Consider the following 12276-nt stretch of genomic DNA (forward strand, 5'->3'; position numbering starts at 1 on the left):
CTGTCGGATGGGGCAGGGATGAGCTACAGCATGGACAGGCGGGTGTCCGCCGGGCTTGACCTGGAACAGCGCAGGCGACCGGCGTCCGCCCAGTGTTTTGCATTCTGTTACAGCAGGAGCCTGTTTTGGCCGGCAGGGAGAAGGGACCGTTCGGCGTGCGTGGGTACTCCACAGTTAGCCGGCAAGCGCGAAGTATCCGGCGTAGGCCATTCTCCCCGTTGGCACGGACTAGCCCCCTCTCCCTTCAGGGAGAGGGCTGGGGAGAGGGGCTCTCTCCCAACCCCTGAACCTTCCTCATCAAATCGCCCGACGCCAATTCAACACCAACTGCGTCACCAACCCCGCCACCAGCCCCCAGAAGGCCGAGCCCACGGAAAACAGCGTGAAACCCGAAGCAGTCACCAGGAACGTAACCATGGCCGCCTCACGCTGGCGGGCCTCGGCCATGGCGTTGCTCAGGCCGTTGGTGATCGAGCCGAGCAGCGCCAGGGCGGCGATGGACAGCACCAGCGCCTTGGGCAGGGCCGCGAACAGCGCCGCCAGGGTGGCGCCGAAGATGCCCGCCACGCCGTAGAAGACCCCGCACCAGAGCGCCGCGGTGTAGCGCTTGTGCGGGTTCTCGTGGGCTTCCGGGCCGGTGCAGATGGCCGCGCTGATGGCCGCCAGGTTGATGCCGTGGGAGCCGAACGGCGCCAGCAGCAGCGAGGCGATGCCGGTGCTGGAGATCAGCGGCGAGGCCGGCACCTGGTAGCCGTCGGCGCGCAGCACGGCCAGGCCCGGCATGTTCTGCGAAGCCATGGCGACGATGAACAGCGGGATGCCGATGCTGATGGTGGCGGCCAGGGAGAAGCTCGGCGTGGTCCACACCGGTTTCGCCAGCTCCAGCTGGAAGTGGCTGAAGTTCAGCAGGCCCAGGGCGCCGGCCAGGGCCACGCCCACCAGCAGCGCGACGAACACCGCGTAGCGCGGCGACAGGCGCTTGGCCAGCAGGTAGCTGAGGAACATCGCCGCCACCAGCAGCGTCTGCTGCTCGGCCGCACGGCAGATCTCGATGCAGATGCGGAACAACACCCCGGCCAGCAGGGCCGAGGCCAGCGAGCCGGGCACCTGGCGCATCAGGCGGTCGAAGCTGCCGGTGACGCCGCATAGGGTGATCAGCCCGGCACAGACGATGAAGGCGCCGATGGCTTCCGAGTAGGGCACGCCCGGCAGGCTGCTGATCAGCAGCGCGGCGCCGGGGGTGGACCAGGCGATGACGATGGGCGTGCGGTAGCGCAGGGTCAGGCCGATGGTGGTCAGCGCCATGCCGATGGACAGCGCCCAGATCCACGAGGAAATCTGCGCGTTGCTCAGCCCGGCGGCCTGGCCGGCCTGGAACATCAGCACCAGCGAGCTGGTGTAGCCGGTGAGCATGGCGACGAAGCCGGCCACCACGGCGGCGGGGGAGGAGTCGGCGAAGGGGCGCAGGCGCGCGCTGGTCGAATCGGTCATGCGGGGGTGATGTCCACGAACAGGGGGTAGAGGGAGGCTACCAGCAGCAGGGCCATGCCGATATTGAACACGCGGCGCCGCGCCGGCTGTTCCAGCCAGTGCCGCAGGCAACTGCCGAGCACCGTCCAGACGCCGACGCTGGGCAGGTTGACCACGGCGAACAGCACCGCGATCAGCAGCACGTTGCCGACGAAGCCCTGCTGCGGGGTATAGGTGGTGATGGCGCCGATGGCCATGATCCAGGCCTTGGGGTTGACCCACTGGAAGGCCGCCGCCTGCAGGAAGCTGAACGGCTTGCCGCTGCCGCGCCCGTTGGCCTGCGGCGCGCCGGCGCGGGCGATGCTCCAGGCCAGGTACAGCAGGTAGGCCGCGCCCAGGTAGCGCAGCGCCTGGTAGGTGAAGGGGAAGGCGTGGAACAGCTGGTCCAGCCCCAGGCCCACGGCGACCACCAGCAGCAGGAAGCCGATGCTGATGCCGAGCATGTGCGGGACGGTGCGGCGCACGCCGAAATTCACCCCGGAGGCCAGCAGCATCATGTTGTTCGGCCCGGGCGTGATGGAGGTGACGAAGGCGAAGCCGATGAAGGCGGCCAGGAGTTCGAGGGGCATGGCGGCACGCGTCTTGTGGTTTTTCCGCAGCCTAACCCCCGGCCTGCGGGCTGTCGCGTAACAGCCAGGGGCGGATCGGGCCGTACAGTGGCGCGCCCGGCGTGCTGTGGATATGGTGGGCAGGTCGCAGTCGTGGAGTCCCGCCATGGACCACAACCCCTATGCCGCGCCCAAGGTCGAGCTGATCGAGGCGCGCACCCCGGCCAGCCTCGCCGGCGGCCGCTGGAGCCCCGGCCACCTGCGCCTGCTGGCCTGGCTGAGCCTGGCGCTGCTGCTGGCGCAGAGCGTGCTGTTCGGCCTGTCGTTCCTCGGCGGCAGCGGGCGCGGCGACGCCCTGGACAGCTACAGCCTGTGGCTGGGCGTGCTCTGCACGCTGCTCGGCTGCTACCTCAGCTGGCGCGCCACGCAGTTCCTAGTCGAGCGCTTCGGCGCCCGCGGCATGGCCTGGCCGCTGTGGCTGTCCATCGGCCTGGCGCTGGTGATCCAGGCCTATGCGGTGATCTTCGACGCCCAGCTCGACGGCACGCCCAATGCCGCCCTGGCTGGCTTCATGGCGCTGTTCCTGCCCAGCGGCCTGGTGGGCCTGTGGTATGGCGTGCGGGTGCTGAAGATCGGCCTGCCGTACCCCTCGGTGAAGGTGCTGGGCTGGCTCGACGTGCTCTCGGGCGTGTGCATGGCCAGCATCCTGCTGTTCATCCCCGGCACCGTCCTGGCCGCCGCGGCGCTGCTGCCGCTGGCGCTGATGTTCCTGCGCGGCGCGCGGGAGCTGGAGGGCGGCGCTCAGGTTTCCTGAAGCGGCTGCGCCAGGGCCTGGTTGACCGCCAGCCAGCCGTGCACCGCCTCTTCGCCGGCCTCGGCGAAGGCGCGCTGCAGCAGGCGCGCCTGCTCGTTGCGCAGGGCCCGTTCCAGCTTGGCGCCCTCGGCGGTGAGGCTGAGCAGGCGCTTGCGCTTGTCGGCCGGCGAGGCTTCGCTGCGGATCAGCTGCATCTCCTGCAATTGCCGCAGCGGCATGTTCAGCGCCTGCTTGCTCACGCCCAGGGTGGCCAGCAGCTCCTTCACGCTCAAGCCGCTCTGGCGCGCGACGAAGAACAGGATGCGGTGGTGCACCCGGCCCAGGCCGCGGCGGGCGAGGATCTCGTCCGGCTTGGCGGTGAACGCCCGGTAGCTGAAGTAAAAGGCTTGCATGGCTTCCGACCAGGTGTCGGAGGGCAGAAGGTCAGGCATATTGACGTATCCGTTCGGCCGTCGTAGCTTCGGTCAACCAGTTTGACCCATTTGCTCCTGCCTCCGCTACCGGTGACCCCATGGCCTTCTCCGAACGTATCGCCCGCCTGAAAAGCTCCCTGATCCGTGAAATCCTCGCTGCGGCGCAACGTCCGGAGGTGATGTCCTTCGCCGGCGGCCTGCCGGCCGAACCCATGCTGCCCAAGGTGGAATGGGCGGACATGCCGGCCAGCATGGGCCAGTACGGCATGAGCGAGGGCGAGCCGGCCCTGCGCGAGGCCATCGCCGCCGAAGCGCGGGCCCTGGGCGTGCCCTGCGATGCCAGCCAGGTGCTGATCGTCAGCGGTTCGCAGCAGACCCTCGACCTTGCCAGCAAGCTGTTCATCGACCCGGGCACCGAGGTGTTGCTCGAAGCGCCGACCTACCTGGCCGCGCTGCAGGCCTTCCAACTGTTCGGCGCCGACTGCGTGACCGTGCCGCTGGGCGCCGAGGGCCCGGACGTGGCCGCCCTGCGCCAGCGCCTGGAGCGGCACAAGCCGGCCTTCGCCTACCTCATCCCGACCTTCCAGAATCCGTCCGGCGTGCGCTACAGCGAAGAACGCCGCGACGAAGTGGCGGCGCTGCTCGACGAGTTCGGCGTGACCCTGATCGAAGACGAACCCTACCGCGAGCTGGTGTTCGACGCCGGCAGCGCCACCCCGCTGGTCAGCCGTCTGAAGAAGGCCAGCTGGATCTACACCGGCACCGTCTCCAAGACCCTGCTGCCGGGCCTGCGCGTGGGCTTCCTGATCGCCACCCCGGACCTGTTCCCGCACCTGCTGCGCCTGAAGCAGTCGGCCGACCTGCACACCAACCGCATCGGCCAGTGGCAGGCCCTGCAGTGGTTCGGCACCGAGGCCTACCGCGGCCACCTGGCCGAGCTGCGCGACTTCTACCGCATCCGCCGCGACGCCATGCAGGCCCAGCTGGAAGAACACTTCGCCGACCTGGCCGAGTGGAACGTGCCCCAGGGCGGGCTGTTCTTCTGGCTGACCCTGAAGCAGCCGCTGGACACCCGCGGCCTGCTGGACAAGGCCCTGCAGCAGAACGTGGCCTTCATGCCCGGCGAACCCTTCTTCACCGACCCCGACGCCAACCCCGGCCACCTGCGCCTGAACTTCAGCCACGTGGCGCCGGAGCGCCTGGGCGAAGGCCTGCGCCGCCTGGCTGCGGTGATCCGCGAAGCGCAAGCGGCCCAACCTGCCTGAGGAGGCGACATGTACACCGTCTACGGCGACCGGTTGTCCGGCAACTGCTACAAGGTCAAGCTGGTCCTGCACTTGCTGGGCCTGCCGTACCAGTGGCAGGACGTCGACATCCTCAAGGGCGAGACGCAGACCCCGGAATTCCTGGCGAAGAACCCCAACGGCAAGGTGCCGGTGCTGGAACTGGAGGACGGCAGCTGCCTGTGGGAATCCAACGCCATCCTCAACTTCCTCGCCGACGGCAGCGAGCTGCTGCCGAAGGAGCCGCGCCTGCGCACCCAGGTGCTGCAGTGGCAGTTCTTCGAGCAGTACAGCCACGAGCCCTACGTGGCGGTGGCGCGTTTCATCCAGTTCTACCTGAAGATGCCGGACGAGCGCCGCGCCGAGTACGAGGACTGCCTCAAGGGCGGCTACAAGGCCCTGGACGTGATGGAGCAGCAGCTGGCGCGCACGCCCTACCTGGTGGGCGACAGCTACTCCATTGCCGACATCACCCTGTACGCCTACACCCACGTGGCGCACCAGGGCGGTTTCGACCTCTCCGGCTACCCGGCGATCAATGCCTGGATGGCGCGCGTCGCGGCGCACCCGCGGCACGTCGACATGCTCGACTGAGGGGCCCGAAGTGTCAGAAGAAGCCCGCCATCGCGCGGGCTTTTTCGTATTCGTGCGCTCTGGCTCGCAGTTTAAGGGCCTCCCCATTGACGGGCATCATGGCGCGCGCCGTTTCGCCTCCCTACCCTGGACCCAGCCAACAATAGAGCAGTAGCCGGGCCGCGGCGGCAGGAATGCCGGCGACCGGTGGGGGAGGGAAAAATGGCCTATCTGGTCTGGCAGGATGACCTGAACACCGGCATCCAGGTGATCGACAACCAGCACAAGCGAATCGTCGAGATGATCAACCAGCTGCACGAGGCCCAGGGCACCCTGGACAAGGCGCGGGTCGGCGAGGTGATCGAGGAACTGGTGGACTACACCCAGTCGCACTTCGCCTTCGAGGAAACCCTGCTGGAAGACTCCGGCTACCAGTTCACCCGCGCCCACAAGAAGGTCCACGAACTCTTCATCAAGCGCGTATCCGACTACCGCCTGCGCTTCGCCGCCGGCGAGGACGTCGCCGAGGAACTCAAGGGGCTGCTCGGGCGCTGGCTGTTCACCCACATCCGCAACGACGACGCCAACTACGTGGAGTCGGTCAAGGCCAGCATGCACGAGCTGACCCACGACCAGAGCCACGGCGGCTGGCTGTCGCGCTCGATGAAGCGCTTCTTCGGCTGACGCCGGCGGGCGAAACCGCGGCGGCCATCTATGCTCAGTCCAGAACAAGAAGGGACGACATGGAGGACCCTGCATGAAACGCCTGTTCAGTGCGCTGCTGTTCTGCCTCGCCTGCCTGGCCCCGCTGCACCTGCCGGCCGCCACCAGCACCGCGGCCGACGCCGCCCAGGCCCAGCGGGCCCGGCAACTGCTGGAGAAGGCCGTGGCCTACTACCGCCAGGAGGGCGACAAGGCCTTCGCCGCGTTCAGCCGCCAGGGCGAGTTCATCGACAACGAGCTGTACGTCTACGTCGTCGACAGCAAGGGCGTGATGCTGGCCAGCGGCGGCCCCTCGGTGGTGCTGATCGGCCGCGATGTCTCGCAACTGCTCGACCCGAACATGCGCAAGCAGTTCGCCAAGGCCCTCAAGGCCCCGGAGAACGGCAAGGTGCAGGAAACCGAGTACCGCTGGAAGAACTGGGCCGACGGCCGCGTCGAGCGCAAGCACACCTACTACCAGCGCATAGGCGACCGCTTCCTGGCGGTGGGCTACTACATCCCGCGCGCCGACGCCCGCCAGGCCGAGGCCATGCTGGAGAAGACGGCGAAGGCGGTGGAAGGGGCGCCGGAAGCGACCTTCAAGCGCATCAACGACCTCGACAAGGCCTTCATCGAGGATGACCTCTACGCCTTCGTGGTCGACATGGACACCGGCAAGTTCGTCGCCCACGGCTACAACACCCGGATGGTCGGCACCGACTTCGCCAGCCTCAAGGACCCGGCCGGCAACGCCATCGGCCAGGCCATGCTGGCGCTGGCCAAGAGCAAGGGCGAAGGGCAGTTCGACTACCAGTGGCGCAACCCGGTGACCGGCAAGGTGGAGAACAAGCACGCCCTGCTGCGCAAGAGCGGGCATTACCTGGTGGCGGTGGGGTACTACACGGCGGGGGGCTGAAAAGCCCTGAGGGCTGTTCGTAGGAGCGAGCAAGCTCGCGAACAGGGTTTGCTGGGGGCTGTGGTGTTGGGTTCAAGAGCGCCCTCTCCCCAACCCTCTCCCGCAAGCGGGAGAGGGGGCTTGTCCTGAGTGAGGGGGGAATCCTGAGTCATCCTGAAACGCCCAACCATCCCCGTCATTTCCGCGAACGCGGGAATCCAGTGACGAGCGGTTCGCGAGCAAGCTCGCTCCTACGAAAAGCCAAAGCGCATTCGCTCTGGCTTTTGCTCTTGAGACTTCTAGAGAAACATCCGCGCACTCCGGAATGCCCCTTCAGAAGGCCGAACGAAACCGGCGCTCAGGAGGTCATGCGACATGGATGTCGCGAGAGCCCCGATGGGCTACAGGGACGTACCCTCGGGGCGGGCCTCCGTGGCGGGGGAATTCGCGAGGGTAGCCCGGCTCCATCGGGCCCGTATGCGGGGCAAGCCTTTTTGGTTCCTTTTGTGGCGACTGACAAAAGGGACTCGCCCGAGGGGGCGAAACCAGAAACCTCCGAACACTCGGTGCGGCGCGTCACACCCAAGCAGGAAGTCTCTGGGTGCCCGCGTTCGCGGGAATGACGGGGGGTAGGAGGATGGCGCCTGACTGACAAGCAGCTCAGGACAGCCCCCTCTCCCTTCAGGGAGAGGGTTGGGGAGAGGGCGCTCTTACACCCAACACCTACGTCACCGGTAACCACCGTTCGCGAGCAAGCTCGCTCCTACAATCCACATGAGGCACGGTGGTATTCCCCCGTAGGAGCGGACTCCGTCTTACAGGCAAGAAAAAACCGGCCTCACAGGCCGGTTTTCCATCCCCGCAAGCGACCTCAGCGAATCAGGCTGAGGAACTCGCTACGGGTAGCGGCGTTCTCGCGGAACTCGCCGAGCATTACCGAGGTGACCATGGAGGAATTCTGCTTCTCCACGCCGCGCATCATCATGCACATGTGCTTGGCCTCGATGACCACCGCCACGCCCAGGGCGCCGGTGACCTGCTGCACGGCCTCGGCGATCTGCCGCGACATGTTCTCCTGGATCTGCAGGCGGCGGGCGTACATGTCGACGATGCGCGCCACCTTGGACAGGCCCAGCACCTTGCCGTTGGGGATGTAGGCCACGTGGGCCTTGCCGATGAAGGGCAGCAGGTGGTGTTCGCACAGCGAGTACAGCTCGATGTCCTTGACCAGCACCATTTCGCTGTTGTCGGAGCTGAACAGCGCGCCGTTGACGATCTCTTCCAGCGTCTGCTGGTAGCCGCGGCAGAGGTACTGCATGGCCTTGGCGGCGCGCTTGGGCGTGTCGAGCAGGCCTTCGCGGGTGACGTCCTCGCCGAGCTGGCTGAGGATCTGCGAGTAGTTTTGTTCCAGGGACATGTTCTACCTGTTGGGACTCGTTGAAGCGCAGAGGCGCAGGGTAGGGCGCGCGTGGCGTGCTGGCAAGGGCGCGGTGCGCCAGCGGGAGCGACGGATTATTCGTCGCGCCCCTCCAGCATGGTGCGGCGCAGCATCACGTAGAGCGAGCCGGTGCCGCCGTGGCGCGGCAGGGCCGAGGTGAAGCCCAGGACCTGCGGGTGCTGGCGCAGCCAGGTGTTGATGTGGCTCTTGAGCAGCGGCCGGCGGCCGTCGGTGCGTGCCGCCTTGCCGTGGGTGACGCGCACGCAGCGCACCTCCAGGCGGGTGGCCTCGGCGAGGAAGTCCCAGAGCAGCTCGCGGGCCTTCTCGATGTTCATGCCGTGCAGGTCGAGGCTGCCCTCGAAGCCGATCTGGCCGGCCTTGAGCTTGCGCATCTGGCCTTCCTGCACGCCGTCGCGGGCCCAGTACAGCTCGTCCTCGGCGCCGACGTCGATGACGAACAGGTCGGACAGCCCGTCGACGCGCAGGTTTTCCACCTTGGTCGTGGCGTTCTGCTGGCGCAGCTTGACCTGCTGGCGGTCGGCCTTGGGCTTGCCGGTGTCGGCCTGGTCCACCTGGATGCGCTTGACGCCGCGCATCTCGTTGGCGAACAGGGAAAAATCGTCGTCTTGCATGGAGCCTCCGCGAAGAGGCGGCATTCTAGCGGATCGCGGGCGCTTTGCGGCAAGCCGCTCAGCCGCGCTTCTTCATCAGCCGCGGCGACAGGCTGAGGCCGTCGCCACGCCGCGCGCGGCGCCGCGCCAGGCGCCAGAAGAGCACGCCCAGCCACAGGGCGAGCAGGCCGATCACCAGCAATACCGCGCCGGCCGCCGGTTCGATGTGCATGACCCCCGCCGCCGGTTGCCGGCGCAGCAAGGCCGCGCCGCCGGCCAGGGCGCCGAGCACGCCGAACGCGGCGATCAGCGCGGCCACGGCGGCCACGAAGCGCCAGCGCCAGCGGCCCGGTCGCTTCGGGCGTAGCGTGCGTGGATCGAAACTGTCGGACATCTTCATCCCGGCTTCCTCATCTGCTGAACGAGGCTATGACCGGTGTCGGCGGGAGGGGGTTCCGCCCCCGCAGGGAATGCCTGGCCCGCCCGTCCGGCGCGTGCCCGCTGGATGTGTCGCCTTACAGCCTAATAGCTGCGGCGGCGGCTTGCCGCCGCAGCGGGACGGACGGCGCTCAGATCAGCGCCTGGGCCTCGCCGACCACGGCGGCGAAGTTGTCGCCCAGGGCGGCCATTTCCGCGTGGTGCAGGTCGCGCGCCGAGAGCACGCCGCCATCCGGGGTGGGGATGTCGCGGGTGGCGCAGGCGGCGGTGACCAGGGTGCAGCGGTAGCCGTAGTCCTTGGCCGCGCGCACGGTGGTGCTGATGCTCGAATGGGTCATGAAGCCGCAGACGATGATGTCCAGCCGGCCGTTGTGCTGCAGGCGGTCGTGCAGTTCGGTGCCGGAGAAGGCGTTGGGCAGGCGCTTCTCCACCACCACCTCGCCGGGCAGCGGCGCCAGTTCGGGCAGGAACTGCCCGCGCGGACCCTGCGGGTCGAGCAGGCCGCCGTGGATGCCCAGGTGGCGCACGTGGACGATCGGGGTGCCCTGGCTGCGCGCGGCATCCAGCAGTTGGCGGATCTGCGCGACCGCCGGTTCCAGGCCGGGCAGGGCGAGGACGCCGCTGCGGTACTCTTCCTGGGCGTCGATGATCAGCAGCGTGCTCTGGCGGAGGGTGGCGGGCGGATAGCCGCGTCCGCTGATCTTCAGCATGCTGAGCGGTTGAGACATGACGAACTCCTATGATGCGTATGCCACCATTGTGGTCTGTTCCGCGGGCGCTGTGAATCTATGCGAAACCCGCGCAAAGTGGTATTGACCCCCTCGACGCCGGTGTGCGCCCGCGGCAGGCCGCCTTGGGCTAGAATGCCGGCCTTTTTGCCCGCCGCGAGGACCCTGCGCCGTGACCGAATCCCGTTTGCTGACCCTTCGAGACCATATCCGCTGGGCGGTCAGCCGCTTCCATGCCGAGGGGCTGTACTTCGGACATGGCACCGACAACGCCTGGGACGACGCCCGCCTGCTGGTGCTCGGCGCGCTGCACCTGCCGTGGGAAATGGCCGATGCGTACCTGGATTGCCGCCTCGAGGACGACGAGCGCGAACACCTGCGCGAACTGCTGCGCCGGCGCATCGAGGAACGCGTGCCCACCGCCTACCTGCTGGGCGAGGCCTGGTTCTGCGGCCTGCCGTTCGTGGTCGACGAGCGCGTGCTGGTGCCGCGTTCGCCCATCGCCGAGCTGATCCAGCAGCGCTTCGAGCCCTGGCTGGCGGCGGAGCCGGCGCGCATCCTCGACCTGTGCACCGGCTCGGGCTGCATCGGCATCGCCTGCGCCTACGAATTCCTCCAGGCGGAAGTGGTGCTGGCCGATCTGTCCTTCGATGCCCTGGAAGTGGCCAACGTCAACATCGAGCGCCACGAGCTGGGCGAGCGCGTCTACACCGTGCAGGGCGACGGCTTCGCCGGCCTGCCGGGGCAGCGCTTCGACCTGATCGTCTCCAACCCGCCCTACGTCGACGCCGAGGACTTCGCCGACATGCCGGCCGAGTACCAGCACGAGCCGGAACTGGGCCTGGCCTGCGGTCACGACGGCCTGGACCTGGTGCGACGCATGCTCGCCGAGGCCGCCGACCACCTGACCGAGCAGGGCACCCTGATCGTCGAAGTGGGCAACAGCCAGGTGCACGTCGAGGCGCTGTACCCGGAGGTGGACTTCACCTGGCTGGAATTCCGCCACGGCGGGCACGGTGTGTTCCTGCTGTCGGCGGCGCAGTGCCGCGAACACCAGGCGCTGTTCCGCTCGCGGGTGAACTGAGGCGCCGCGGGCCCTGCCCGCGATTTCGCGCGCAGGGCGCGCTCCTACAGGGGGCGATACCGGGGGCTCCTGCGAAACCCATGCGGCCGTGGCGATGGGTATCGCTTCGCTCAACGCCATCCTACGGGTCTTGTGTTTGCCGGAGGGCGTAGGAGCGGATTCATCCGCGATTCCGCCAGCAGGGCGGATAACGCGGAGCGTTATTCGCCCTACGTATGCCGTGGGGCACGGCATTTTCTTGTTGGAGCAACTGTCTTGCCGACTGCGCCGAGGTGCTTTTCGTAGGATGGGTTGAGCTTGCGAAACCCATGCGGTTGCGGTGATGGGTATCGCTTCGCTCAACCCATCCTACAAAAGTCTCCCGCGGCCGTGCTCTTCGTAGGAGCGAGCCGTGCCCGTCCGTCCGCGCCGGGCCCTCAGTGCGTCGCCATCCAGATCAGCAGCCCGGCCTGGAACACCGCGAACACCGTCAGGCAGGCGATGATGAAGCGCAGGCTGGTGTCGTCGCGGCGGAAGGTCTCGATGCGCTGCTGCAGCTTGCGGATTTCGTTGTCCTGGCTGGCCAGGTTCTGGTCGGCCTGTTCCAGCATGGCCGCGGCGTCCAGCAGCGGTACCAGTTGCACCTTGTCCTTGTTCCAGTCGTCGTACAGCTCGCTCACCCGCCCGGCGCCGTAGCGGGCCTTGAGCAGGCGCGAGTCCTCGTACTCCACGTCGAAGCCCTGGGCGCGCAGGAAGTGGTCGCGGCGCAGGCGGATGTCCTCGTTGGGCGCGTCCTTCACCCCCAGCACGCCGCCCTCGACCTTGTAGTGCGCCCACTTCTGCCGCGCCCAGGCGATGCCCTGGGCCAGCAGGAAGCGGCCCAGGCCGCGGTTGATCGGCTCCAGGGCGAAGCCGCTGTCGGCGCCGAAGCGCACTTCCTTGTTGCGGTGGTCGGCCCAGACCTCGAACAGGTTCTGCTCCTTGCGCAGGGCCTGGCCGGGCAACTGGATGCTCAGGCGCAGCAGGCTCTGCTCCGGGGCGTGGCGCTCCACCCGGCCGAGCTGGACGAAGCGCAGGGCGCGGGCGCCGGTGCTGCGGTCGGTGGGCAGGGGCGCCAGGCGCAGCAGGCGGAAATGCTCCGGCGCCAGCTCCGCCCAGGGATGGGGCGGGGCCGGTGTTTCGGCGGGAGCGGCGGCGTCGCTGCGTGGGTCGGCGTCGGTCATCGGATTCCTCGGGCCTG

14 protein-coding genes are annotated in these 12276 nt (G+C 68.0%); 6 read left to right on the forward strand and 8 right to left on the reverse strand.

The window, feature by feature from the left end; genetic code table 11:
• Positions 1-297: 297 nt before the first annotated feature.
• Both RN02_RS09910 and RN02_RS09915 read right to left on the reverse strand, forming a co-directional pair.
• On the reverse strand, positions 298-1491 hold the full coding sequence (locus RN02_RS09910) for a benzoate/H(+) symporter BenE family transporter (RefSeq protein WP_043314276.1): 1194 nt from the start codon (positions 1489-1491) through the stop codon (positions 298-300).
• On the reverse strand, positions 1488-2099 hold the full coding sequence (locus RN02_RS09915; protein ID WP_043314277.1) for a LysE family translocator: 612 nt from the start codon (positions 2097-2099) through the stop codon (positions 1488-1490). The genes RN02_RS09910 and RN02_RS09915 overlap by 4 nt, the downstream gene beginning before the upstream one ends.
• 145 nt (positions 2100-2244) lie before the next feature.
• Between RN02_RS09915 and RN02_RS09920 the strand changes: the two genes are divergently transcribed.
• Entirely contained in the window at positions 2245-2892 is a 648-nt protein-coding gene (locus RN02_RS09920; protein ID WP_043272164.1) for a hypothetical protein, read from the forward strand.
• Here the strand turns inward: RN02_RS09920 and RN02_RS09925 are convergent.
• Entirely contained in the window at positions 2880-3323 is a 444-nt protein-coding gene (locus RN02_RS09925) for a MarR family winged helix-turn-helix transcriptional regulator (RefSeq protein ID WP_009618612.1), read from the reverse strand. The two genes, RN02_RS09920 and RN02_RS09925, sit on opposite strands and share 13 nt — an antisense overlap.
• Positions 3324-3403: 80 nt before the next feature.
• On the opposite strand from RN02_RS09925, the gene RN02_RS09930 reads away from it, so the two are divergent.
• The 4 genes from RN02_RS09930 to RN02_RS09945 all read left to right on the forward strand — a co-directional run bounded on the left by RN02_RS09930 (position 3404) and on the right by RN02_RS09945 (position 6779).
• Complete coding sequence (locus RN02_RS09930; RefSeq protein ID WP_043314278.1) at positions 3404-4570, forward strand: aminotransferase-like domain-containing protein; 1167 nt, start codon at positions 3404-3406, stop codon at positions 4568-4570.
• 9 nt (positions 4571-4579) lie between these two features.
• On the forward strand, positions 4580-5182 hold the full coding sequence (locus tag RN02_RS09935; RefSeq protein ID WP_043314279.1) for a glutathione S-transferase family protein: 603 nt from the start codon (positions 4580-4582) through the stop codon (positions 5180-5182).
• A gap of 201 nt (positions 5183-5383) precedes the next feature.
• A complete protein-coding gene (locus RN02_RS09940) occupies positions 5384-5845 on the forward strand; it encodes a bacteriohemerythrin (protein WP_009618618.1) in 462 nt (153 codons plus the stop codon).
• 73 nt (positions 5846-5918) lie between these two features.
• Positions 5919-6779, forward strand: a complete 861-nt coding sequence (locus RN02_RS09945; protein WP_043272161.1) for a cache domain-containing protein — start codon at positions 5919-5921, stop codon at positions 6777-6779.
• 850 nt (positions 6780-7629) lie between these two features.
• Here the strand turns inward: RN02_RS09945 and folE are convergent.
• The 4 genes from folE to RN02_RS09965 all read right to left on the reverse strand — a co-directional run bounded on the left by folE (position 7630) and on the right by RN02_RS09965 (position 9973).
• Complete coding sequence (folE, locus tag RN02_RS09950) at positions 7630-8175, reverse strand: GTP cyclohydrolase I FolE (RefSeq protein ID WP_043314280.1); 546 nt, start codon at positions 8173-8175, stop codon at positions 7630-7632.
• 95 nt (positions 8176-8270) lie between these two features.
• The gene (locus tag RN02_RS09955; RefSeq protein WP_043314282.1) at positions 8271-8828 is read right to left on the reverse strand and encodes a Smr/MutS family protein; all 558 of its coding nucleotides are present in this window, start codon (positions 8826-8828) and stop codon (positions 8271-8273) included.
• A 58-nt stretch (positions 8829-8886) separates the two neighbouring features.
• Complete coding sequence (locus tag RN02_RS09960) at positions 8887-9207, reverse strand: hypothetical protein (protein ID WP_009618630.1); 321 nt, start codon at positions 9205-9207, stop codon at positions 8887-8889.
• Between the two features lie 169 nt (positions 9208-9376).
• Positions 9377-9973 (reverse strand): cysteine hydrolase family protein, encoded by a 597-nt coding sequence (locus RN02_RS09965; RefSeq protein WP_009618632.1) that lies wholly within the window; start codon positions 9971-9973, stop codon positions 9377-9379.
• Positions 9974-10145: 172 nt separating this feature from the next.
• On the opposite strand from RN02_RS09965, the gene prmB reads away from it, so the two are divergent.
• On the forward strand, positions 10146-11057 hold the full coding sequence (gene prmB / locus RN02_RS09970; protein WP_043314283.1) for a 50S ribosomal protein L3 N(5)-glutamine methyltransferase: 912 nt from the start codon (positions 10146-10148) through the stop codon (positions 11055-11057).
• A gap of 416 nt (positions 11058-11473) precedes the next feature.
• Here the strand turns inward: prmB and RN02_RS09975 are convergent, their stop codons facing one another.
• On the reverse strand, positions 11474-12259 hold the full coding sequence (locus RN02_RS09975; RefSeq protein ID WP_043314285.1) for a hypothetical protein: 786 nt from the start codon (positions 12257-12259) through the stop codon (positions 11474-11476).
• Positions 12260-12276 lie beyond the last annotated feature (17 nt).

Source organism: Pseudomonas sp. PI1 (assembly GCF_000812405.1).
GTDB lineage: Bacteria > Pseudomonadota > Gammaproteobacteria > Pseudomonadales > Pseudomonadaceae > Pseudomonas > Pseudomonas citronellolis.